This window comes from Paenibacillus sp. HGH0039 (genome assembly GCF_000411255.1).
Taxonomy (GTDB): Bacteria; Bacillota; Bacilli; order Paenibacillales; family NBRC-103111; genus Paenibacillus_F.
The window spans coordinates 2,931,851-2,953,964 of record NZ_KE150412.1 but is presented as its reverse complement, the minus strand read 5'-3'; the positions used below and the strand labels follow the sequence as shown (position 1 = coordinate 2,953,964).

Here is a 22,114-nt window from a genome sequence, read left to right as displayed (position 1 = left end):
GCGGAGCTGCTCTTGGAGAAGCAGCTCGCTCCGGACAACCAGCGCGGGTAACGGACGATATTCATTTCGCGGGAGGCAATATTACGCTCGGATATATGTACAACCTGAAGAGGACCGGAGGCAACGCCTCCGGTTTTTCTTAATCAAGGCAGTTAAAATAGATGAACGATTCTAAAGGCCATCCTTTTGCAGGATGGTCTTTAAAACTTGCCGTTGCAAACAGCGGGAAAGCGTATCATAAAGACGGCTGTTCTTTTTTCTTTCCCGAAATGCCGCCTGGTTCGAGATCGTGGTACATTAGATCCGTAAAAAGAATTAAACGTTTAAACAAAAACGAAAGGAGGGGACCTCCGTGGATCAAGAACTGGCGGCTGCTATCGCCATCGAATTTAAGAACAATCAGAAGGTGTTGAACGCGATCGGAGACGAAACCCGACAAGCCATTCTCATGACCTCTTGAGGTCAGTCGGATTGTCGAGAATTTGCCGGTTCTCCTTCTTATCCGGCCGCAATCGGAAAAATGAGGAGGGTTCCTAGCAGCCTGAGCCGCTACACAAGCGGCTTTTTTTGAGTGATTGGAGAGGGCGATGATTTTGTTCGGTACCAGGCAAGGGACTCCCTTATGATATTGAGGAGTGCAAACAACACGATGGCGTTTATGAGCCATTCTTTCACCCTGGGCCAGGTCGACACTAGGGTTTTGAAGTTATTTCCTTCGGCGGGCATAAGGTTCGAGGCGGTCAAATCCTGGACGAAATGGGGATTCCATAGAGTTTGATCCGAAAGCATGATGCACACAAGCATCGTTGTAATAATCGTCATCACGATATGGAAAGCCAGCAGCTTGCTCGATCTATAACGCACAATAATTCGGGCGATTTGCTTCGTAATGGAAAAGGCGGCGACGATCCACAGAAGCGGCCAATAGCGTCGGAATACATCGTTGTCCAGAAAAGGAACGCTCACGAGCACGCCATCGTGGTACCTCCAGATCCCGAGCAGATCGGTCAAATAGAGACAAATCACCATGACCGCAATGGTAAAAAAGATGCTTAAGATTGGCCTGATTCTTTTGATTTTCAACTTTGCGTCCGGAATCAGCGGTAAATCGGAGGGCCTCCACGCTTTATTCCTGCTGCCGTTACCGGCGATATTTATTCGCTGCCTATACTCCATCCAAGCGAATACAACGGTAACCCAAGCGAATCCTTGTGCAGCACCCGTAACTAGGGAGCCCAGGTAGCTTGTAACCGGGTCTAGCTTCCCCGAATGTGAAAGGAATGTGTCGATGATGAAAACAGCGGTTAGTCCTATGACAATCGAGGCCAACACAATCTTTAGCGTAGTCAAGTAAGCGTCGATCAGCATCGGACCGATCAGGTAACGCTCGTACCCGCGATACTTCGCGGCCAGCTCATTCGGAGGGCCCAGCTCAAGCAGCACGCTTTCGACATCCTCTTTAGATGCTTGGCCAGTTGGTATGCGCTCCTCCAGCATATCTTCAATGAGGCTTTGCAATTCCCGTTTAATATCCTCTCTTTGCTGCTCAGGCAGACGCTGCGTCGCCGCATAAATATAACGGTCAATTACTTCCATGCTGCTCTCCTCCTCCAAGATCAGTCAAAATGCCTTCCATGCTGGCGACTAGCTTGCGCCACTCCTGGCACAGACCCGCATATACTTTCTTCCCGAACGGGCTGAGCAGATAGTATTTACGGGGGCGCGATTCATTCGTATCCCATCTGCTCTCCAACAGCTCTTGCTTCTCCAGTCTGCGAAGCAGGGGGTACAAGGTGCCGGGATCGACAGCGATTCCTTTTTCCTCCAATAAGGGTACGAGAGAATAGCCATACCGCGGTTCGGATAATTGACTGAGCACGCCAATGACAATCGTGCCCCGTCGCAGCTCACTTAATAACCCCATTATCGTTTCATTTACATCCGCCATATGATCAGCTCCTGGAAAATATTATACTGTATGACACACACTATTGTAAATGGAACAATATTATTATTTTTTGGGTGTTGATTTTGCTAGCCGTGGGCGTGAGTGAATGGAGGAACATGGTTTGGGGGAGTAACTCTTTTTTATTAGCCCCGTGCCGTGCAGAACAACCCTCCAAAGATGTTTATTTTTCACGTTTGACTTGCATCTCCTTTGATTTTTTGATATTTTTGTTACTAACAGATTATTATTATCAAAATGATACTAAGAATATGCGAGCGATTATTGGACCGATCAAATATCTGAACGGCAATGAAATAACATAGAGCAAAGAAGGAGGCGAGTACATTGGGTTTGTTGGATCGCGATGGCCTTACGGAACGCGAGTTTTTGGAACAGTATCGGGTGGAGGATTTCGAGCGGCCCTCGGTGGCTGCAGATATGGTCATCTTCACCGTCACGAACACGGAGGCGGCCAGCTACCGCAAGCTTCCGGAGAAGGAGCTGCGCGTCTTGCTTATCCGACGGGGAGGGCATCCGTACATAGGCAAATGGGCGCTTCCGGGCGGCTTCGTCCGGTTAGGCGAGACGACGGAGCAGGCAGCAACGAGGGAACTGCGCGAAGAGACCGGCGTGGATGATGTCTATCTGGAGCAGTTGTACACATTCAGCGATATTGGGCGTGATCCCCGAACTTGGGTGATGAGCTGCAGCTATATGGCTCTGATCGACAGCGATCAGGTACAGTTGAAGGCAGGGGATGACGCTGCCGAGGCTACCTGGTTCAAGGTAACCTACCGGCTGCTGCGGGAACGGAAAGAACTGCTCGAGAACGGGTATGTAAAGACGTATGAATATGAGCTCAAGCTTAGCAGTGAAGAGGAGGAGCTTACGGCCGTTGTGGATCGGACAGTGACGGTAAAGCCTACCTCGGCGTCTACCGTATACTCCATCGTATCGAATAATGGACTGGCTTTCGATCATGCGAAAATTATTGCCTGTGCCTTCGAGCGACTAAGGGGAAAAGTGAATTATACGGATATTGCCCTGCATTTGATGCCGTCCTTGTTTACGCTGACGGAGCTGCAGCAGGTCTACGAGGTTATTTTAGACAAAGAGCTGTTGAAAGCTGCCTTTCGGCGTAAAGTGGCCGATCTTGTGGTAGAGACCGACCACTACACTGAAAATGCGGGACATCGCCCTTCCCGCTTATATCGAAGAAGATTGGAGGATTAGAGATGATATACACGATCGAAGAGTTAAGGAAGGCTTATAACGAGGGAAACAAATTCAAATTTGTGTTCTTCTGGGGCCATACACCGTCAAAGGACGGCAGCGTCGACAAAAGTTGTTTTAGCCAATGGTGGAAGAGCCCGTTTGTGGTAGAGGGGACTGCGTATTCCTGCACGGAGCAGTTTATGATGGCTGAGAAAGCAAGGCTGTTCGGTGATGACGAAATGCTGGATGCGATCCTCAAGGCCCATCATCCCAAGGAGATGAAAGCTTATGGGCGCGCGGTTAGAAACTTCGACAAGGACGTATGGGACCAAGAATGCTATGGCATCGTTAGAAGAGGCAGTCTGGCCAAGTTTACGCAAAATCCGGATCTTGGCGGATACCTCAAGTCGACGAAAAACCGTATTCTCGTCGAGGCGAGCCCGCGGGACCGCATCTGGGGAATTGGCATGGGCCAGTCCAACCCGGACGCGGAGAACCCCATCAAATGGAGAGGCAGGAATCTGCTTGGATTCGTGCTAACCGATGTGCGGGACGAATTATTGCGCGATTAACTTCAGGCGGAATCGGTACGGATGCAAGAAGGGGCAAAAATGAACCGAAAAGAAATTGCAGAATGTCATGAACCTCTTCGACGGCGAAAAATCATTGATTTGCTTTTTTGTTTTTCTCTAACTCGGCATTTAATTTAGCATTCTCTCTCAATAAACTTGCATTCTCTTCCAATAAATTTTGTACGTCTGAGGCATCCTTGCCGGAAATCCAGCCATACAAATCGTCTCTTGCTGCATACTCCCGCAATTGATCACGAAGTACCATTTTAATGTGCCGTACATCTTCAACATAAAATGTAGGTACTGTTTCGAATACGGATTGCCTAAATTCTTGGAACTTCTGATAGTATTCAATTGCTGCGAAGTCGTATGGCTTTTGTCTTAATGCTTCATCTGTGACAACAAAAGCAAATCTAGGTTTGCCCGCTTCTCCGGCATACTCATATTCCCAATGTGTATAGCTCTTAGATTCATCAGGAAGAGTTAAACCATAGAATCCTCCGAGAATCAGGATATATACATCGGACTCGTCGATCCATCTCTTCCTAATTTTCATTGGACTTTCCTTGAAAAATTGCTCGATTCCAGCAGGGATATGACCGGCTTGAAGTACGGCTTCAACAGCGGTATGTCTTTCCTCAATAAGATCGTTGAAAGTAGACGATATGTAGACTTGTAATTTTTTTCTCATAGGCCACCTATATTAAGTGAAATTATTATAAATTGTACCATCGCCTTGCTTTATTTATCAATATTTGCCGAAGTAGCCGAGGTAATGCGTGATCCGTATTACAGGCGACAAAGCCGACTTTTCGAAGTGCCTTGGCACCGAATCGTCAATCTGTCGTGCAGATCATGAAAATAAAAATCCATAAGAACATCAACGAAGGAGCGTGCCGCGGCAGCTCCTTTCACATTTTTCGCGGGCGGACACCGAGCAACATGTTTACATTGTAACGGAAGCGGGCGGCAATGGAATCCGCATAAAAAATTCATAGTACGGTCCGGTTCGCCGCAGCCAGATATCTCCTTCATGCAGCTGCATGATGCTCTGTGCAATCGAAAGGCCAAGACCCGACCCGTGCGGCATCCGGTGGTCGTTCCTCGATTCGTCGGCTTTATAGAATCGGTCGAACAGCCTTTTTTCCTGCTCAGGCGTAATGGCCAAACCCGTGTTGGCGATAGACAGTACGACCCATGGGTGCTCTGCATTCATTACGATATCGATGCTGCCCGGTTTTACGCTGAATTTGAGCGCATTGGTTAACAAGTTATCGATGGCCCGGACGATTTTGTCTGCGTCGATACATACATCCACTTTCCGATCGGGCAGCGTACTGTTCACTCTGATCTGATGCTGCTCAGCGAGCGGAAGGAATTCCATGATGATCTGATTCAGCATTCCGACCAGATCGACCCGGCTTTTGTCCAGAGCCACCTGATTGTTTGTCAGCCGTGTGTACTCGAATAAATCGTCAATTAATTTTTTGAGCTGGTTGGATTTGTTCAGCGCATTATTAACGTAATTCTTCAGCACGCCGCTTGTCTCCGGATGTTCGATCAGGACGGTTAAATAGCCGATAATACTCGTCAGAGGAGTTCTCAAATCATGAGATATGTTCGTTATAAGCTCACTCTTGGCTTGCTCGGCCAACCGCTCTTTGGCGATCATCTCCTCTAGCTGTCCCGCCATCTCGTTGATGCTTGCGGTGAGGGTTCCGAGTTCATCCTTGCTTTTGACCGGCAGTCGTATGGATAGCTTGCCCTCGGCAATTTGCTGGACTCCTCTGCTCATGGTCCGGATTTCTTTCATTTTGCTGTAGGTGAGCAAATAAAACAGCAGCAGGAATAACAGCAGAAACACAAGCGAGCTGTACAGGGGAGGATTCTCATATACATAACCTCGTTCTGCAAAGAGCGGACCCGATACGACAAGAAACAGCTTCTGACCCTGATATTGGATGGGTGTAATCGCCGTATACATAGTGCCGGACTCGGGCTGATTCTCCGTCTCCCTCTGCTCATAGATAATTTGGTATAAATCGATCTTATCCTCTGTAACCGATGGGGAATGATAGACGATAGTCCCTTGCATATCGGAAAGCAGAATGCGCAGCCGGCTTGCTTCGCTCTCGCGCTTTAGCAGCGGATCGATCCCCTCCGGACCGGAGAGCACGGGTATCTGCCGCTCCATGTCGCTCAAGTGCTGTTTGACGTTCTGTTTGCTTGTTTCAAAACTGGTGAAGTAGACCTTACGCGATTCCCGCGTCACATAGTCGAAGAGCAGGCTCAAAATCGTCGTGAGCACGAGGGTCGCTCCGAAAGCCAGCATTAGCTTTACCCGCAGACTCTTGATCCAATCCGGTCTTTTGAGTCTAATCAATTTTATAGCCCACTCCCCAGACGGTTTTGATATATTTGGGCTCCCGGGGATTGTCCTTGAGTTTTTCGCGAAGATTCCGGATATGCACCATTACCGTTTTGTCGGATTGCAACGCGGGGTCCTTCCAGATCGTTTCGTAAATTCTGTCCACGCTGAATACATGCCCCCGGTGAGTGGCGAGCAGCTCCAGAATATCGAACTCCAGCGGAGTAAGAGAGATATCCTTGCCTTTGACCGTTACCTGGTGGCGGGGGATATTCAAGACCAAATCTCCAATGCTAAGCTCTAGTGGCTGCCGCTTATCCTGCGTCTCGCTCATCCGGACCCGCCGCAGCTGCGATTTGACCCGGGCGACAAGCTCCAGAGGATTAAACGGCTTGGATAAATAATCGTCCGCACCGCTCGTTAAGCCTAATATTTTGTCCATGTCTTCGTTCTTGGCGGAGAGCATAATAATGGGGGTATTCCGGGTTTGCCGAATTTGAATGCAGGCCTTGATCCCGTCGAGCCTCGGCATCATCACGTCCAAAATGACCAGATCGAACTCCTTCTTCCGAAGCAGCTCCAAACCCGCGGCCCCATCTTCGGCTTCCATGACCTCGTACCCTTCATTTTTGAGAAAAATCTGGACAATGTCGCGGATTTCCGGCTCATCGTCAATGATTAGTACGGAGGCCCCTTTCTCGTTCTTCATTCGGAACACACCTTCTTCTTTTTACGAATGGCTTTGATAACGGCGGCACTGATTATGAAAATAACGGCTGCAGCCAGGCCATAATACCCGTATTTATACACATTATTTCCTATCCGCTCGATGTTGCCTCCAAAATAATAACCGATAATAAAATAAATCGTCGTCCACAGCAGTCCGGTCGAGTAGGAAATCATCGCGTATTTAGGGAACGGCATTTTATTGACTCCCACCAAGTAAGGCAGAACATGACGAACTACCGGAAAACAGTAGCTGATCACCAGCGCGAACGACCCGTATTTCTCGAGCAACCGATCGGATTTTTGAATGTAGGGCGCGATTTTTTTCTTCTCGCGCAAACGCTCGACGACGTGCGGTCCCATCACCCTGCCTAAAATATAACCTAATGATAACCCGGACACTACTCCCAGGTAGGTCATAACATAAGCCGGAACCGTCTGCAGCAAGCGCAGCGAACCGACCATTCCCCCCGTCATGACAACCACTTCGTCCGGTATCGGCATCCCGACTATACCCAGCCATAGCGAGAAAAAGAGCGCGAAATAACCGAAGTGATGAATGCCATCGAGTATGGAATCAATGCTCATGATGTCTCCTCCAATTCTAATTTAATAATGAACAAAAGGAAAATCAGGAAATTTTTAGGCTAATGGCATTTATTTGCATGTATAGACGAAGGCCGGAGGGAGGTTCCACGGAACAAGTGAGATGCTTACCTCGTCGAAGACAGCCTGCAGCATGGTTTTCATCTGCAGCGAATATTGGAATGTAATGAACAATCCGTCTTCCCTTAACGTCTCGCGAACTTGCCGGATGATCTTCTCCCGATCCGCTTGCGAAAAGTTGGCGAAAGGCAGCCCCGAGACGATACAGTCCACTCGGCCCGCCCCGATGCTGCTCAAGCTGTCTTTAAGCTCCAGCGCATTGGGGAACATATGGAATCCGACGAACTCTCGCTTGAGTAAATCCCTCATCTCCTCTTCCTTCTCAAAGACGGCGACTTGGCAATCCGGACGAACTAGGTCATAAATCATTTGGGTGAATACCCCTGTTCCCGCTCCCAATTCGACTAACGTGTGCACATGATTCCAGGGCACAGGCTCCAACATTTTTTGCGTCAATCTGTTCGAGCTTGGGGCAATACTCCCGACGTCGTGGGGATTTTGAATAAATTTTTTGAGGAAGCGCCATCTATCGGTGATCTTGGTTTTTATAAAGGTGTTAGCCAGCATATGTTCATTTCAACTCCTTAATGTACTTTATCGATTACTGGCCTTATCTTATCGAAAATTTATTAGCATTTACGTCAGTAAACAATAAAGATTTTCTTAAGATCTATTGAAAAAAAGACATGCCCTTACTTCAAGGACATGTCCTCGCCATGCGAATTTGCCGCCACATACAATACAAAAAAGGAGCCTTAAAAGGCTCCCATGCGGGGCAGTCGCATCATTATGAGGGGATCGAGTGTGGAGAGACTCACTCCATGACAAGCCCGCCGGTAACGGGCGTGTATGTTCCCGTCAGGAATCGCGCGCCGTCTCCGGCGAGAAAAGAGATAACCCCCGCCACATCTTCCGGCTCGGCAATCCGGCCCAGTGGTGTGAAGCTGCCTATCACGCGAGCCTCTTCCTCAGAGATCATAAGAGTCTCATCGGCTCTAACGAAGCCGGGAGCTACGACATTTGCCGAGATCCCGCAGGGGCCGAATTCTTGTGCAATATATCGCGCAAACGTATCGAGCCCGCCCTTCGCCGTACCGAATGCGATATATTGAGGGGTAGGATCTTTGCCCTCCGTGCTGGACAGATAGATGATCCGGCCGAATTGCTGTGCCGTCATCGTCGGGATAACTGCCTTCGTCGGCTCGAATGCCGCCTTCAATTCATCGGTCAGCTGCCGTTCGAATGACTCCCAAGAGAGCTCGGCAAAGGTCGCGGCTGTAGCGCCGTTACTGGCATTGCATACGAGAACATCAATACGCCCGAATGCGTGCTTCACGGCTTTCACGAGCTGTTCCATTTGTCCCGCACTGCGGGCATCCGCCGGAATCGACACGGCCTCGCCGCCATCCGCAACAATCTCGGACACGACGGATTCGGCGGTCAACTCATTTCCGAAGTCGTTGACAACAATCTTCGCTCCCTGTTTAGCCAACTGAATGCACGTCGCTCGCCCGACCCCCCGAGCGCCCCCGGTAACAATCGCTACTTTTCCATCTAAGGACATCATGAGCCAACCTCCCTCTCTGAACTTATTTCGTATCCGACACGCCATACTGTCCCGCAATATCCAGAGCAGTCTGCCTCACTTTTGCGGCAATAGAAGCGGGTTCAAGCACAATAACATCCGTCATATAATGGAACACAGTACGGATCAGCCAATGTTCACTCGAGTAGGTCATGCGCACAATAAGCTGTCCATCCGACAACCGTTCAATATCCTTTTCATCAAAATGGTCCATCACGGACACGGCAGCCGATGCTTTAAATTGAAGGACAACTGCAATCGCCTCATTTGCCTCGTTTATCTCAGGTTTCTTCCACCTGTCATTCAACTGCGCAAGCGACTCCGCTCGACGAATGAAGGTGCCGGCTTGTATGCCCAATTCCCGAATACGCGTCAGCTTGAAGATGCGATAATCGCCGCGCAAGCGACAATAGCCGTGAAGGTACCACGCGTAGTTCTTGAGCACGAGCGCCATCGGTTCTACCTCGCGCTTTTGTTCATCGCCCGTTCTGCTCGTGTATCTGAATCGGATGAGCTTCCGATCATTCACGGCTTGGCGAAGCGAATTATACCGACTTTGGTCCTCTTCGCTATTTTTCCAAGGGGTAAAATCTATATGAATACGGTCTCCTTCTCCTGCCCGGCCCTGCTCGGCTTGCGCCACCATTGCGCCGACTTTGCTGAGGAGGAGATCCATATTCGAGCGATCGTAGGCCTTCGTAGACTCAAGACCGCGAAGCGCAGTGGAGAGAGCGGTCAGCTCATCGAAGGACAGCAACTGCCGATCCAGGCGGAAGCTGTCCATAATCTCATAACCGCCTTCCATGCCGGTATAGGAGACGATGGGAATGCCGGCTTGACCGAGCGAATCGAGATCGCGATAAATGGTGCGCAGAGACACTTCAAGCTGGTCCGCCAATTCCTGCGCTTGTACCCGCTTTCGATTGAGCAGCAAAATCGTAATGGTCATTAACCGTTCAAGCTTCATTGTCATCTCTCCTAAGTCGGCCTGCTGCAGCTCGCCGATAGATGAATTAGTGTGCGGTGGCGAATTCTTCGCCTTCGGCAGCGGGATCCATTTTATCCTTCGTCATCAGGAATGCCGCAATCAGCGCCAAAACAGCGGGAATGAGGCTCCAGGCAAAGGTTGCTCCGATGGAGCCCGACAGCCCGGCGGTAATGGTATCAAGAAGCTGAGGATCGACGGATTGCCGGAGCGCCGGATTCAGCAGCGAATGGGGATCGCTTAAGTTCAAGTCAACCGGGACCGCTATGTCGCCCTTGCCAAGCGATTCGGTGAGCTTCGAGAGCAAGCTGTGGCTTTGTACCATCCCAAAAATGGTAATGCCAAGCGCCATGCCGAGCGAACGATTGAAATTCAAAGTCGCGTTTGCCGCCCCGCGTTGCGCCGCAGGGAACGAATGAAGCACAGAAGTGCTTAATACCGAGAAGGAAGCGCCAATCCCGAGACCGATCAGAATCATAATCCCTGTAATGGCAAGTCGAGAAGATTCTACCGTAATTTGTGAGAGGAGGGCAAGGCCTGTCAGCAGCATCGCCAGCGTCCCTATCATGATTGTCCGGTATTGCAGTTTCGTCATCAGAAATCCGCCAAGCGTTGCGGTGACAACCGAACCCAGCATCATCGGCAATAAGGTCAACCCCGAATTGGAGGCGGAACCGCCAAGCACGCCTTGCACGTAGATCGGAATAAAAATCGCCGCGGTCATGTATGCTGCGCCGCTGAGCATGGCGACCAGATTGCTCGTCGTGTACAGTCTGCTGCGGAACAAGCCGAACGAGATGATCGGTTCTGCGGCTTTTTTCTCGACTATGACAAGCATGAAAGCAAGAACCGCGAATCCAGTGAACAACCCGATAATTTGCGGGGAATCCCAGGCATATGTTTTGCCGCCCAGCTCAAGCCCGAAAATAAAGCAGACGACAGTCCCTATGAGAAGAATAGAACCCGCCCAATCGATTTTTTGCTGCGAATGCTCTGCCGATTCTTTGTAGAACAAGGCAATCATCAGCAAGGCAATGAAGCCCAGCGGCAGATTGATGTAGAAAATCCACGACCAATTGATGTGATCCGTGATGTACCCGCCGAGCAGCGGACCAACCACACTGGACAAACCGAATACCGCTCCGAATGCTCCCATCATCTTCCCGCGATCCTTGGGTGACACGACATCGAACAAAATCGTGAACGCAATGGATACCATCGCCCCGGCTCCGACCCCTTGCACAGCCCGATAGATACTTAACTCTACGATAGATTGCGCTATTCCGCACAACGCGGAACCGATCATAAACACGATGATCCCAAAGATGAAAAAACGTTTGCGCCCATACATATCGGACAGCTTGCCGAAGATCGGCATGCAGGCCATCTCTGTAACCATATATGCTGTGGTGACCCATACGAACTTGTCGAGTCCTCCCATCTCTCCGACGATCGTGCCGATCGCCGTGGATACAATCGTATTGTCCATGGACGCCATCAGAATTGCAAGCAGCAGTCCTCCAACGATTGCGGACAGTTTGTTTCTCATATACTCCCATTCCTTTCATGTACCTGAATTGATTGCTGAACAATCATCTGAGATCATCATAAGCTACCCTTGTTGACATCTGTATGTCAGGGAAGAAATGCTCCATTGGCGTTTTTCGAAATAAGGTTCCAAGAGGGCTAAGGCTGGGCCCGTAGCGGCAGACCACCGGGTGTGCGGGACTAGTTCAATCCGACGGCTTATGTAAAGCACCATATGGAAGGGGCGAAGTTGCAGAAGCCGGTATTTGTGGAAAGCGCGGTACGGATGCTCTATGCGGTTAGCCGAGGGATTCCCGGGGGTGTCCTTTTGGTTAAAGCTTTGAGATTTCCAGAAAATTGTAATATGATAGACTTGTTTCCATTATTTTCGTAGAAGGCGTTGCTCTTACGCGATTTAGAGAACCGTAACCTAAGGAGTGATAGAAATGGCACGGGTTTTATTTATTAATGCCGGCTCGGAGGGACATATCAATCCGACGATCGGCGTTGTGCAGGAGCTTATTTCGCGTGGAGAAGAGGTGGTGTACTTCTGTATAGGGGCTTATCGGGACCGCATAGAGAAGACGGGGGCTTCGGTACGAATTATTGACGATCAACAATTTATAGAAGCCTTTACTTCCGGTGGAAAAGACTATGTACTCGAAAGAGCCATCGGTCTTTTGCTTACGGCGGATGTAGTCATCCCGGCCGTCCTCGAGCAGATTCGGGGAGAACATTTTGATTACATGATCCATGATTCCATGTTCGGATGCGGGCGTATGCTCGCTCAGATTCTTAAGCTTCCCGCCATCAGTTCTTGTACTTCTTTTGCGCATATCGAAGAAACGTTCGATGCCCTCCTGGAACCGCCTCCCGTAAAAACCCCCGAAGAAATCGTTGAACGGTTTCATAGCCTGACGAAAAAGGTGGGCGAAAAATACGGTGTAGAGGTCCGTACTCCTTATGAGGTGTTTTGTAATCCGGCTCCGTTTACCATCGTATATACAACAAGGGACTTTCAAACGAATGAGGAGAAATTCGACCAAACGTATAAATTTGTCGGTCCGTCCCTCTCGTCGCGGCCAGCTCAAAAAAATTTCGATTTGACCGCAATCAAGGGGAAAAATCCGATCTACATTTCGCTGGGGACGGTTTTTAACCAGGCGATTGAATTCTACAAGCTCTGTTTCGAGGCGTTCGGGAACACGGAGCATACGATTGTCATGTCTGTAGGGAATAACACCCTAATTTCCGATTTGGGGGAGATACCTGATAATTTCATCGTCAAAAATTACGTTCCGCAAACGGAAGTTTTGCAACACACGAAGTTATTTATCACACACGGCGGAATGAACAGTACCCATGAAGGTCTTTATAACGGGGTCCCACTCGTTGTCATCCCTCAAAACGCCGATCAACCGATGGTTGCGGGGCAAGTCGCCAAAATCGGAGCAGGCCTTGCCCTACAAATGCAAGGGTTGACTGCACATCAACTGCGTGAAGCCGCCGATCAAGTGTTAAGCCTCCCATCTTTCAAAGAAGCTGTTGCAAATATCGGCGAATCTTTTCGGAAATCAGGCGGGTATCGTCAAGCCGTTGATGAGATTTTCGAGTTTAAAAATCGATCTTATATTTACCAGTGAATTTGATCCGATGGCAGGTCATAGAGATAAGCTCCCCCGATTAATTTCGGCGGGAGCTTATTTTTTTGCGACAGCATAATTAACTAACGGTGAGTCTATCTCATTGTTTAGTCGTTGAGGCGGCATACGAACTGAACTTCGCTATGTCAGGTACAACCGGGTTAATTTATGTTAGTGATGTGCAGGTCTATGGGGACAGCGCGGTGAACCTTATCATAACGGCAAATTTTTTCGAAATAATGAAATAAAAGGAGAGATTCAAATGTCGTATATCGTTGATTTTAAAGATGTGTCTACGGTTGGTTTAGAGTCTTCACCTGTAGCAGAAGCGCTTGCTGGATTACGTGCTAATGAAGCCCGTTATTTTATGAACAAATACAAGCATGAATTTACGGTTGTACCCGCTAGCGAAAGTCAGGAGACCCTTGATTAGTTAGATTGGAGGAATTACTATGCTGCTGAAAGATACAGATCAAATGGACGATCTTAAGGAGTTTCTAATCGATTGGTATGGAAAGCATGAAAGCTCCTACGGTGTGCCGGTGGGCGAGCTTCCAGCCTATCTTCCAAAGGCGCTGCATGAATTGTATGCGTTTGCGGGTCGCTGGAAAGATGGTTCGGACGATCACCTGGAGAACTCTCCAGAGATATTTCAACAGCAGGATTGTCTCTATTCGGTGGAGCGAGTGAAGAGGGAGGGGGATAAGATTACGTTTCTTGAGGAAAATCAAGCAAACTGGACTTGCCAGGTAGAGGCAGGCAACAACAATTCTCCTGTCTATTGCGACGAACGTTTGCTTTGGGATGACCATGCAGAGGGACATATCATCGTAAATGACTCTCTATATCATTTTCTGAAAAGTTTTTGTTTACAGGAGGTTGTTTTCGGCTGCAAACACCTTTATATAGTAGAAGGAAAATTAGATCCTATACAGATGTTGTTTGATAAGCCGATTGAAGATGTGTGGCTTAATGGGTACTATATTAGCCCCAAAGAAGAGAAATCTACGCATTCCTTTTACCGATGTGGGGACGTGCTGGTTATGGAGCGCTATGGTGACTTTTGGTTAGGATCTAACCGTGATTTGCCTGCAGCCTTGAATGATGAAGCCCTGTCTTCAATTAAACTGAGAAAGATTAAACCTGATTGAGTCGGTTGCAAAAGTCGTAAGTCCATTGGGGTTATAGGTGTCTCTTACGAAAGCATCCGGAATAGCAATTTTACCTGGGAGGGATTTTGTTGCAGCAGCTCTTTAACGATCTGATTAAGCAGGATGTAAAGCCGTTCCTTTCTAAGCACGGCTTCGCAAAGAAGAGTTTGAATTTCAGTAAAACAACAGATGGCCTCATCTACCTATTCAATTTTCAAAAATCCTCCGGTAATTCGGCGGACAATGTCATGTTTTATGTGAACTGCGGCATTTATTCGGCGGAGCTAGCGCAGATCCAATCGAAAGAGATATTGACGGCGCCTCAGGAAGTGGAATGTCACTTCAGAGCAAGAATCAAGGAAATTGCCCGGGCTGTTCCGGATCGATTCGCAATCACTCCCGATACGAATAGGGATGATTTGAGAAAAACGCTGCTAAGCGGATTGGAAGAAGTTATTCATTTCTATGAGACGATGACCAGTGCCAGATCCATTGTGGATTATTACATTTCGGGTCCATTTTTGCATCTGGGCGAAGAGAGCTTTCATTTGTTGTTGCAGTCCAACGATGCAGCAGCGGCTAAACGTTATTTGAAGGCTTTGCACGAAAAATACGGAGCAGAAAATCGATGGACCCTATTCGAAAATAAGTACAAGGCCATCTTCGATAAATATGGAGTCGAATTTGATACGATTCGTTCATGAGATGTGACAGTTCCGCTCAACGGTATTGAAAGAATTCGCATGCTGAACTACTGATAAAAGAAACGGAACTTTAATTCTTGTAGACATTTTTAAAAAAGAAAGCAGCCTGCATAGTTCACTGCAGGAGCTGCTTTCTTTGGCATATCGGCAATTATTTTTTCAACATATGGAATACTTGTTCGACGTCCTTATCTCCGCGTCCGGACAAATTAATGATAATAATTTGATCCTTGCTCATCGTTGGCGCGAGATTCTTAGCGTAGGCTACCGCATGTGCGCTTTCGAGCGCAGGGATAATACCTTCCGTACGGGACAACTCTTGGAATGCCGCTAACACTTCCTCATTGCTAATTGTCACGTATTCAGCACGCCCAGTTACCTTCAGATGGCTGTGCTCCGGTCCGATTCCAGGGTAATCAAGGCCTGCGGCAATCGAATAGGTCGGCTTGGGATTCCCTTGCTCGTCAAGCAGCACTAAACATTTGAAGCCGTGGATCAGGCTTGGAACACCTTGAGTTAACGTTGCCGCTTGATCCGGTTCTACGCCGATTAACCGCACTGAAGGCTCGTCCAAATAGTGCGCGAAAGCGCCGATCGCATTGCTTCCTCCGCCGACGCAGGCAAGTACCGCATCGGGAAGACGCCCCTCTTTCTCTAGGATTTGTCGTTTCGATTCCTCGCTGACGATGGATTGAAAGTGTTTGACCATTGTCGGGAAAGGATGCGGACCCACAGCTGAACCGAGTAAATAGAACGTGTTTTGATAGTTTTGGACCAAATCGCTCAGTGCCTCGTCTACCGCGTCTTTTAATCGGCCTTGTCCTTTATTAACTGGTACGACAGTAGCCCCGAGCAGCTCCATCCGGAATACGTTTAAAGCTTGACGGCGCGTATCTTCCGCTCCCATGTAGATCACGCAGTCCATGTTAAACATGGCGCATGCCGTCGCAGTTGCAACACCATGCTGTCCTGCTCCGGTTTCGGCAATCACTCGTTTGGCGCCCATCCGTTTGGCAAGCAGAATTTGTCCGATCACGTTATTGATTTTGTGTGCACCGGTATGATTAAGATCTTCGCGTTTTAAGTAAATTTTAGCTCCGCCCCACGCATCCGTTAATTGTTTGACGTAGGTTAGCGGATTTTCACGACCCACATATTCTCTTAAATAGTATCGGAACTCTTCATTAAATTCGGGATCATCCTTGTACTTGTTGAATTGAGTGCTCAAATAATCCAGCACTTCCTGCAATTCTGGCGGTACAAAGCTGCCTCCGAACTCACCAAAGTATCCTTCATTCAAGTGCTCTTGAATCATTGTGAAACCGCCTCCATTTAGCTGGATAATGAACAATTCGTTTCTATGCTATCATAGAAAGCGGCAAAAATCTTGTCAACAGTAAATCCTTTGAATTAACGGCGCGGCTTCAACCGCTCGATGGCTCAAAGCGGCAGCACAGGCCCTGTCATTCAGACGGTCGTGCCGTCGCCGGAAAGTATGTTTTTGCGATAGGGAAGAGGTGAGGCTGTCCCGAAGAGGGCGGCCTTTTTGCTTTTTTCCGTTGAGGCCTTGAATGCCGGTGTCCTTCACTCCAAGTGGAGTTCGCCAAGTGTCAAATTCACAATTCGTCACCGCGTGATGTGGTGGTTGTTTGGGGAGGTAGTTCTTTCCTTGATAGCTCTTGTATATACTTTTCTCCCCAATCGCACATAAAGGTTAGTAGCGGTTTAAGTGACCACCCCAACTCACTAAGTTCATAAACCACCTTCGGAGGCACTTGATTGTACACGGTCCTGATTACTATCCCATTTTCTTCTAATTCTCTAAGCTGTTGAGTTAACATTTTATGAGTAATAGCGGGCATATTCTTGCTAAGTTCGTTCGTTCTTTTAGGTCCATAAGTCAGGTGACAGATAATCAGTGTCTTCCATTTTCCTCCGATTACGTCCAGTGTGGCTTCGACGGGAATGTTATAAGTCCGATTTGCAATATCTTTCATAGCATTTTTCCTCTCTTGATAAATATCCGTCTACAGTTATACGTACTTTTTAGTGCGTATCATACTTTTTGGTATCAATACAACAAAAAAGTGTGTACTTCTATATTTTTATTCTATCCTCCATAATAACGTTATTACAGTATACAACAAAAACCGGAGGGGTTTTCATATGAGCTCAGATAAAATAGGAGTCGGTATTATAGGTGCAAGCGGTTGGGGGAAGATGGCACATATCCCTGCTCTTCAAGCATTGTCAGAATTCGAAATTATTGCAGTATGTACCACACGACAAAAAAGCGCCGAAGAGATTGCTCAAAGTTTTGGAATAAACCACTTTTATACAAACCCGTATGACTTGGTGGCAAATCCTGATGTCGATTTGGTGGTTATTACCGTCAAAGTACCAGACCATAATGAGTTGGTACGTGCAGCTTTAGATGCCGGGAAACATGTATATTGCGAGTGGCCGCTGGCACTGAATACAGCAGAAGCATCCGATATTTTCCGATTGGCCACAGCAAAAGGTGTTCGTCATATCACAGGTCTACAGGCTCGTGCCAATCCGGCTATTAATTATGTGAAGGATCTTCTTAGTGAGGATTACCTAGGGAAGGTTTTATCCATAAATGTAAGCTACTCCATGCCAGGATTCCCTACTAAAGGGAGCACGATTGATCAAGCCCATGCTTATCTTCTCGATAAAAAAAATGGAGCTGACCAGTTGACCATTACCACTGGACATCTTTTAGATGGAATCACTTACTCGATGGGTAGCCCCTTTACTAAGATATCAGCCTCATTAGAGACACAATACAAAGAAATAAGTGTTATGGAAACAGGTGAAGTTATTCAAGCTAATGCACCTGATTATGTTGCAATTAATGGGGTGTTAAAAAGCGGCGCACTCCTGTCCGGGCAAATTCGTAATTCAAAGATAGCAGGATTATCTATAGAAATAATCGGTGCCAAAGGTGAAATCTCTATGAAATCAAAAGACGGGTTAATGTTTCAATGGGATGCGTTCAACTTACAGGCTGTTCTTGGAGAAAATCAAGCTTTTCAATCTTTAATTGTTCCGTCACATTATTATTACATCAACCCGCAGGAAGTTAATCCCATATCTTATAATATCGCTCAGCTTTATACCCAGTTTGCTAACGACTTGCGAAAAAACACTTACACCACTCCTGATTTCCAAACAGGGTGTAGGCTTCATTATTTATTGGATCAAATAATCAAATCCGCCGAAACAGGTACAGTTCAGTATTTGACGGTCGAGGAATAAGGATAGTCCGAAATGTTGTTGAGACCCAATTGCGCATCTCCGGCAAAGGATGGTCCTTAACAAACTTGTCGTTACATAAAGCTCCATGAACCGTACCATAATAGCGATAAAACAGAAAATTGAAGTTCTAATCGGATCTAGTATAATTAGGGGGATGAATTCCTAGTTAAGAGAATAGCTATCAAGTTCTCTCTTCAGAGGGAGACCGCTGCGAAAGCAGCGAGGTAGGAAGGTTTCAAAGTTACGCGCTGGGAGGCGATCCAAGGCTATGCAGGAAACAGAGAAAACCTACAACACTGCGGTGGAAGCCACTCTCGAAGTGATCGGAGGCAAGTGGAAGCCGGTCATTTTGTTTCACCTCACGTTCGGTAAAAAGCGCAATGGCGAGCTGATGCACCTGATGCCTGCGGTAACGCAAAAAGTGCTGACCCAGCAGTTAAAGGAACTGGTGGAGGACGGGATAGTGTCCCGTATTTCTTATAACCAAATGCCGCCGAGAGTCGAGTATGAGTTGACGGACTATGGCTGGGGCCTGAAGGGTATCCTTCATCTCATGTGCAGATGGGGCGATATGCATATTGAAAAGGTGTACGGGGATAGGGGAAGGGTGTTATTCGAACCGCCGCAATCTGACGAGTGAGGTAGATTAGGTAGAAAAAAACCGGTTCCTGGACATGAGGAACCGGTTTCGTGCGTTTATCCCTATATTACGGGATTACCTTACGCTTACGGAAGTCTTCAAAGATGTCCATAAACATCTGTTCCGTATCGATGAAGTCATGGAAGCCGAAACGACGCGCTTTGGTCCCGTCGGCAAAAAAGTCATAATCCCAGGAGAATACAAAGTCCCCGAACCGCCAGGAGGAAACGTCTTGGAAGCTGTTTTTCGCCAAATCATATTTCTCCACCATGGTGTTCCACAACGTCTCCTTGTCAGCCATGACCACATCCAAAGACATCGGTAATGGGGGGGCTGTCTCAAGCTCGAAAAATGCCGCAATCTTCGGCCAAAGCTCATTCCAGCGGAACAGGTCTCCGTTCGTGATGTTAAAGGCCTGATTCGCGCAGCGTTCATCTGTTGCCGCCCACACAGTCGCCCGAGCCAGCAAGCCTGCATCGGTCATTTCCAGCAGGCTGTGGTAGGCGCCCGGCTTCCCTGGAAAACGGAGCGGCAGACCGAGTTCTTTAGACATGGAAGCATAAATCGCGATAACCATGGCCAGGTTCATCGGATTGCCCAATGCAAACCCGCAAACGACCGATGGACGAAGGGCCGACCAAGTCCACTTGCTGCCAGGCTGTCGTTGTTCGAGGAATTGCTGTTGGTCAACGTTGAACTCCGGCGGCATATGATGGGCATCCGTTTCCTTCGCAGGTGTCTTAAAGGGACCGAGATGCGCACCGTACACCTTATAACCTTGCATCAGACTGATATGCTGCAGTTTAGGGGCGATCGGTTCGATCGCATTGACCGTGTTCACGAGCATGGCCAAGTTGGGTGGAACCAGTTCGGCCCAAGTAGGGCGATCTTGATAAGCTGCGTAGAAGATATGAGTGACTTCGGTTAGATTGCCGAGCTTATCTCGGGTATCCTCCTCGTTTAGCAGATCAACCGCCACATACCGTACCTGGGGAGTGTCCTCTCCGCCGCGTCGAGAAACTCCAATAATATCCCACTCGGGAAGCGTCATCAAATGCTGGATGAGATTCCCTCCGATTACTCCGTTAGCTCCAATGACAAGAGCGGTTTTACGTGATACGGTTTCTTCTGGTTTCATAGGGCTCTCCTCCTTCTTATAGGGTCTATTATGAGAGGGAAGAAGGAACTTGAGAAGTACGCACTTTGGACTCACCTAAGCACTTGAAAGTAACATAAGGGCCCGGAAGCCAATGAAAGCACTTAGGTCACGACTGGGCAGGGCGAAAATCTGTGCCGTACAGAATGAACCGTATCATGATCATAAGCAACGGCAAGTTTTACTACGACTAAACATAAAAACAGCTCCTCCATCTTGCTTGGAAGAGCTGTTGATTGCACTTATAAATGCGACCCGCCGGTGGCATCGACCATCTGTCCGGTAACCCAACGGGCGTCCGATGAAGAGAGGAAAGCCACGATGTCCGCAATATCCGAAGGCTCGCCGACTCTGCCGAGGGCAGACATTTCGGCCGCATGTTGCTGTCCTTCCGGTGTATGCAGCCATTCTGCGTTCACGTCCGTATCGACGATGCCGGGGAGCACGGCATTAACGGTAATCCCACGAGGCCCTAATAGCTTCGCAAGATGCAGGGTAAACGTGTTGATGGCACCTTTCGTCAAGTTGTACGCCATAATATGAGGATATGCAATTCGCGTAACGCCTGAAGAGGTATTGATAATTCGCCCTCCGTCACGCAGAAGCTGCAAGGACTGCTGGACGAGGAAAAACGGCGCTTTTACATTCACGGCAAATATCGCGTCGAAATCCTCCTCTGTGGTTTCCTCCAATGTTTTGGAAGTTCCTATGCCGGCGTTATTAACGAGGATATCGATCCGGTTCTGACCTGTTAGGCGAAGGAGCGTTTGCTCCATGGTTTGAACCAAATCCGTTACCCCGGCAAAGGTTTCGAGATTTGCTCCTAGGGCCAAAGCCCTTCCGCCTTGGGCTTCAATGGCCCGGACAACTTCCTCTCCCGCAGCACGGCGGCTGCCATAGTGAACGATAACCAGAGCACCCTCTTGCGCCAGTCGCAGCGAAATTGCTTTTCCGATACCGCGGCTTCCGCCTGTGACTAATGCAATTTTTCCTTCCAATCGTTTCATAGCTCTCACTCCTTTATGATGTGTAGTGCTACTGTACACCTTCCCGTAAAGGGGAGAGTCAAGACGAGTTTATCCAAGCTCAAGGGGAATGAGCAATTCAGCCAATCTCATTTTTCCGTAAATATCTTTGTCCGAAGTTAAATAAGTTTCACGGATCGGCTCTTTAGAGGATCGGACATAGCCTTGAGATGAGATCCACGAAACTAGCTGATCGGCGGCAAGGCAAAAGTTGTCGTAAGGATTGCAGAGGTGCACAAGGGAAGCGGCCGCTTTTAACTCGGGCATAAGGCGGACGTTCACTCTTCCGTTGCTTGGAATAGCCTTTGTTAACGGTACGGCAACCTCAAGATCGGCTTGTTCCGTATCTGAGTTGTTAGGATCGTGCCATAAAATCGTCAAATCTCGTCCTTCGTCCTCCCCATAGGAATTGACGTACCGGGTGAGCTCGTCAAGCAGAAGGCATAGGTGCGTACGTGGAACAATATCACGAATAGAAGCCATAAGTTGAGGTTGTACGTTACGAACGGTTATCGGCGTTTCCTGCCGGCGGTTATCCGCTTCTTCAACACGGGTAATCCTGTTATTGATTTCGTTCAACTGCTGCTGTGCTTCCAGGATGGAACGCTCAAGTTCTTTCTTTTTATCGACTAACTTTAGTTTTACGTCGGGTATTGCGTCCTCATCCAGGAAGTGTTTGATTTGATCCAGCGTAAATCCATGTTCTTTAAAGGCGGTAATGCGCTTAACGGTTAGAAGCTGCTTTTGAGCATAGTACCGATAGCCGTTAGCAGGGTCTATGGCAGCCGGCTCAAGCAGTTTTAAACGATTGTAAAATCTTAGTGCTTTGACAGAAACACCGCTCAACTTGGAGAAATCACTGATCTTTAGCATTCTATAATGGCCTCCTTTCTTATCCTCAAATGTTCTATAGGGTATTCG

At 48.2% G+C, this 22,114-nt stretch carries 22 protein-coding genes and 2 pseudogenes; 9 read left to right on the top strand and 15 right to left on the bottom strand.

The genetic code is table 11. From position 1 onward, the window contains the following. Positions 1-352 precede the first annotated feature (352 nt). Positions 353-451, top strand: a pseudogene (locus tag HMPREF1207_RS30780) (ArsR/SmtB family transcription factor); the annotation flags it as partial. A gap of 98 nt (positions 452-549) precedes the next feature. On the opposite strand, the gene HMPREF1207_RS12905 reads toward HMPREF1207_RS30780, so the two are convergent. Continuing rightward, entirely contained in the window at positions 550-1,596 is a 1,047-nt protein-coding gene (locus HMPREF1207_RS12905; protein WP_009672930.1) for an HAAS signaling domain-containing protein, read from the bottom strand. Beyond that, the gene (locus tag HMPREF1207_RS12900) at positions 1,583-1,948 is read right to left on the bottom strand and encodes a PadR family transcriptional regulator (protein WP_009672933.1); all 366 of its coding nucleotides are present in this window, start codon (positions 1,946-1,948) and stop codon (positions 1,583-1,585) included. Before HMPREF1207_RS12900 ends, HMPREF1207_RS12905 begins: the two co-directional genes overlap by 14 nt. A gap of 345 nt (positions 1,949-2,293) precedes the next feature. Between HMPREF1207_RS12900 and HMPREF1207_RS12895 the strand changes: the two genes are divergently transcribed. Next, positions 2,294-3,181, top strand: coding sequence for an NUDIX hydrolase (locus HMPREF1207_RS12895; RefSeq protein ID WP_009672925.1), 888 nt, complete (start codon positions 2,294-2,296; stop codon positions 3,179-3,181). 2 nt (positions 3,182-3,183) lie between these two features. Then, complete coding sequence (locus tag HMPREF1207_RS12890; protein WP_009672922.1) at positions 3,184-3,735, top strand: NADAR family protein; 552 nt, start codon at positions 3,184-3,186, stop codon at positions 3,733-3,735. Positions 3,736-3,826: 91 nt separating this feature from the next. Here the strand turns inward: HMPREF1207_RS12890 and HMPREF1207_RS12885 are convergent, their stop codons facing one another. From HMPREF1207_RS12885 to HMPREF1207_RS12850, 8 genes are all read right to left on the bottom strand, one after another. After that, positions 3,827-4,426: a DUF4062 domain-containing protein gene (locus HMPREF1207_RS12885; protein WP_009672934.1), complete on the bottom strand. Its 600-nt coding sequence runs from the start codon at positions 4,424-4,426 to the stop codon at positions 3,827-3,829. Positions 4,427-4,681: 255 nt separating this feature from the next. After that, on the bottom strand, positions 4,682-6,118 hold the full coding sequence (locus HMPREF1207_RS12880) for a sensor histidine kinase (RefSeq protein ID WP_009672931.1): 1,437 nt from the start codon (positions 6,116-6,118) through the stop codon (positions 4,682-4,684). After that, a complete protein-coding gene (locus tag HMPREF1207_RS12875) occupies positions 6,111-6,812 on the bottom strand; it encodes a response regulator transcription factor (RefSeq protein ID WP_009672927.1) in 702 nt (233 codons plus the stop codon). Before HMPREF1207_RS12875 ends, HMPREF1207_RS12880 begins: the two co-directional genes overlap by 8 nt. Continuing rightward, positions 6,809-7,417: a DedA family protein gene (locus tag HMPREF1207_RS12870; RefSeq protein ID WP_009672924.1), complete on the bottom strand. Its 609-nt coding sequence runs from the start codon at positions 7,415-7,417 to the stop codon at positions 6,809-6,811. Before HMPREF1207_RS12870 ends, HMPREF1207_RS12875 begins: the two co-directional genes overlap by 4 nt. A gap of 69 nt (positions 7,418-7,486) precedes the next feature. Beyond that, on the bottom strand, positions 7,487-8,062 hold the full coding sequence (locus HMPREF1207_RS12865) for a class I SAM-dependent methyltransferase (RefSeq protein ID WP_009672932.1): 576 nt from the start codon (positions 8,060-8,062) through the stop codon (positions 7,487-7,489). Positions 8,063-8,309: 247 nt separating this feature from the next. Then, positions 8,310-9,062 carry an SDR family NAD(P)-dependent oxidoreductase gene (locus HMPREF1207_RS12860; RefSeq protein ID WP_016423716.1) on the bottom strand — a complete coding sequence of 251 codons (753 nt, stop codon included), beginning with the start codon at positions 9,060-9,062 and terminating at the stop codon, positions 8,310-8,312. Positions 9,063-9,084: 22 nt separating this feature from the next. Then, positions 9,085-10,047, bottom strand: a complete 963-nt coding sequence (locus HMPREF1207_RS12855) for a helix-turn-helix transcriptional regulator (RefSeq protein ID WP_016423715.1) — start codon at positions 10,045-10,047, stop codon at positions 9,085-9,087. 46 nt (positions 10,048-10,093) lie between these two features. Further along, on the bottom strand, positions 10,094-11,614 hold the full coding sequence (locus HMPREF1207_RS12850; protein ID WP_009672929.1) for an MDR family MFS transporter: 1,521 nt from the start codon (positions 11,612-11,614) through the stop codon (positions 10,094-10,096). A gap of 424 nt (positions 11,615-12,038) precedes the next feature. On the opposite strand from HMPREF1207_RS12850, the gene HMPREF1207_RS12845 reads away from it, so the two are divergent. The 4 genes and pseudogenes from HMPREF1207_RS12845 to HMPREF1207_RS12830 all read left to right on the top strand — a co-directional run bounded on the left by HMPREF1207_RS12845 (position 12,039) and on the right by HMPREF1207_RS12830 (position 15,090). Then, entirely contained in the window at positions 12,039-13,235 is a 1,197-nt protein-coding gene (locus tag HMPREF1207_RS12845) for a macrolide family glycosyltransferase (protein WP_009672926.1), read from the top strand. A 262-nt stretch (positions 13,236-13,497) separates the two neighbouring features. Next, positions 13,498-13,665 (top strand): annotated as a pseudogene (locus HMPREF1207_RS29825) (phage tail protein); the annotation flags it as partial. Between the two features lie 22 nt (positions 13,666-13,687). Then, the gene (locus tag HMPREF1207_RS12835) at positions 13,688-14,386 is read left to right on the top strand and encodes a hypothetical protein (protein ID WP_009675816.1); all 699 of its coding nucleotides are present in this window, start codon (positions 13,688-13,690) and stop codon (positions 14,384-14,386) included. Positions 14,387-14,472: 86 nt separating this feature from the next. Continuing rightward, positions 14,473-15,090 (top strand): DUF4304 domain-containing protein, encoded by a 618-nt coding sequence (locus HMPREF1207_RS12830; RefSeq protein ID WP_009675936.1) that lies wholly within the window; start codon positions 14,473-14,475, stop codon positions 15,088-15,090. A 151-nt stretch (positions 15,091-15,241) separates the two neighbouring features. On the opposite strand, the gene trpB is transcribed toward HMPREF1207_RS12830, so the two are convergent. Then, on the bottom strand, positions 15,242-16,405 hold the full coding sequence (trpB, locus tag HMPREF1207_RS12825) for a tryptophan synthase subunit beta (protein WP_009675869.1): 1,164 nt from the start codon (positions 16,403-16,405) through the stop codon (positions 15,242-15,244). Between the two features lie 301 nt (positions 16,406-16,706). Then, positions 16,707-17,087, bottom strand: a complete 381-nt coding sequence (locus HMPREF1207_RS12820; RefSeq protein WP_016423713.1) for a winged helix-turn-helix transcriptional regulator — start codon at positions 17,085-17,087, stop codon at positions 16,707-16,709. A gap of 169 nt (positions 17,088-17,256) precedes the next feature. Here HMPREF1207_RS12820 and HMPREF1207_RS12815 point away from each other — a divergent pair, with 169 nt between their 5' ends. Next, positions 17,257-18,372, top strand: a complete 1,116-nt coding sequence (locus HMPREF1207_RS12815) for a Gfo/Idh/MocA family protein (protein ID WP_009675915.1) — start codon at positions 17,257-17,259, stop codon at positions 18,370-18,372. 268 nt (positions 18,373-18,640) lie between these two features. Continuing rightward, a complete protein-coding gene (locus HMPREF1207_RS12810) occupies positions 18,641-19,012 on the top strand; it encodes a winged helix-turn-helix transcriptional regulator (protein ID WP_009675773.1) in 372 nt (123 codons plus the stop codon). 67 nt (positions 19,013-19,079) lie between these two features. On the opposite strand, the gene HMPREF1207_RS12805 is transcribed toward HMPREF1207_RS12810, so the two are convergent. The 3 genes from HMPREF1207_RS12805 to HMPREF1207_RS12795 form a co-directional block, all read right to left on the bottom strand. Further along, positions 19,080-20,150 carry an SDR family oxidoreductase gene (locus HMPREF1207_RS12805; protein ID WP_009675891.1) on the bottom strand — a complete coding sequence of 357 codons (1,071 nt, stop codon included), beginning with the start codon at positions 20,148-20,150 and terminating at the stop codon, positions 19,080-19,082. A 260-nt stretch (positions 20,151-20,410) separates the two neighbouring features. Further along, complete coding sequence (locus HMPREF1207_RS12800; protein WP_009675902.1) at positions 20,411-21,175, bottom strand: SDR family oxidoreductase; 765 nt, start codon at positions 21,173-21,175, stop codon at positions 20,411-20,413. Between the two features lie 69 nt (positions 21,176-21,244). Then, a complete protein-coding gene (locus tag HMPREF1207_RS12795) occupies positions 21,245-22,066 on the bottom strand; it encodes a MerR family transcriptional regulator (RefSeq protein WP_009675823.1) in 822 nt (273 codons plus the stop codon). Between the last annotated feature and the right edge of the window lie 48 nt (positions 22,067-22,114).

Excerpts from the sequence above, each read along its gene's own strand:
- HMPREF1207_RS12905 (WP_009672930.1), bottom strand. The coding sequence starts at position 1,596 with ATGGAAGTAATTGACCGTTATATTTATGCGGCGACGCAGCGTCTGCCT.
- HMPREF1207_RS12900 (WP_009672933.1), bottom strand. The coding sequence starts at position 1,948 with ATGGCGGATGTAAATGAAACGATAATGGGGTTATTAAGTGAGCTGCGA.
- HMPREF1207_RS12890 (WP_009672922.1), top strand. The coding sequence starts at position 3,184 with ATGATATACACGATCGAAGAGTTAAGGAAGGCTTATAACGAGGGAAAC.
- HMPREF1207_RS12885 (WP_009672934.1), bottom strand. The coding sequence starts at position 4,426 with ATGAGAAAAAAATTACAAGTCTACATATCGTCTACTTTCAACGATCTT.
- HMPREF1207_RS12875 (WP_009672927.1), bottom strand. The coding sequence starts at position 6,812 with ATGAAGAACGAGAAAGGGGCCTCCGTACTAATCATTGACGATGAGCCG.
- HMPREF1207_RS12870 (WP_009672924.1), bottom strand. The coding sequence starts at position 7,417 with ATGAGCATTGATTCCATACTCGATGGCATTCATCACTTCGGTTATTTC.
- HMPREF1207_RS12865 (WP_009672932.1), bottom strand. The coding sequence starts at position 8,062 with ATGCTGGCTAACACCTTTATAAAAACCAAGATCACCGATAGATGGCGC.
- HMPREF1207_RS12860 (WP_016423716.1), bottom strand. The coding sequence starts at position 9,062 with ATGATGTCCTTAGATGGAAAAGTAGCGATTGTTACCGGGGGCGCTCGG.
- HMPREF1207_RS12855 (WP_016423715.1), bottom strand. The coding sequence starts at position 10,047 with ATGAAGCTTGAACGGTTAATGACCATTACGATTTTGCTGCTCAATCGA.
- HMPREF1207_RS12850 (WP_009672929.1), bottom strand. The coding sequence starts at position 11,614 with ATGAGAAACAAACTGTCCGCAATCGTTGGAGGACTGCTGCTTGCAATT.
- HMPREF1207_RS12845 (WP_009672926.1), top strand. The coding sequence starts at position 12,039 with ATGGCACGGGTTTTATTTATTAATGCCGGCTCGGAGGGACATATCAAT.
- HMPREF1207_RS12835 (WP_009675816.1), top strand. The coding sequence starts at position 13,688 with ATGCTGCTGAAAGATACAGATCAAATGGACGATCTTAAGGAGTTTCTA.
- trpB (WP_009675869.1), bottom strand. The coding sequence starts at position 16,405 with ATGATTCAAGAGCACTTGAATGAAGGATACTTTGGTGAGTTCGGAGGC.
- HMPREF1207_RS12820 (WP_016423713.1), bottom strand. The coding sequence starts at position 17,087 with ATGAAAGATATTGCAAATCGGACTTATAACATTCCCGTCGAAGCCACA.
- HMPREF1207_RS12815 (WP_009675915.1), top strand. The coding sequence starts at position 17,257 with ATGAGCTCAGATAAAATAGGAGTCGGTATTATAGGTGCAAGCGGTTGG.
- HMPREF1207_RS12810 (WP_009675773.1), top strand. The coding sequence starts at position 18,641 with ATGCAGGAAACAGAGAAAACCTACAACACTGCGGTGGAAGCCACTCTC.
- HMPREF1207_RS12805 (WP_009675891.1), bottom strand. The coding sequence starts at position 20,150 with ATGAAACCAGAAGAAACCGTATCACGTAAAACCGCTCTTGTCATTGGA.
- HMPREF1207_RS12800 (WP_009675902.1), bottom strand. The coding sequence starts at position 21,175 with ATGAAACGATTGGAAGGAAAAATTGCATTAGTCACAGGCGGAAGCCGC.
- HMPREF1207_RS12795 (WP_009675823.1), bottom strand. The coding sequence starts at position 22,066 with ATGCTAAAGATCAGTGATTTCTCCAAGTTGAGCGGTGTTTCTGTCAAA.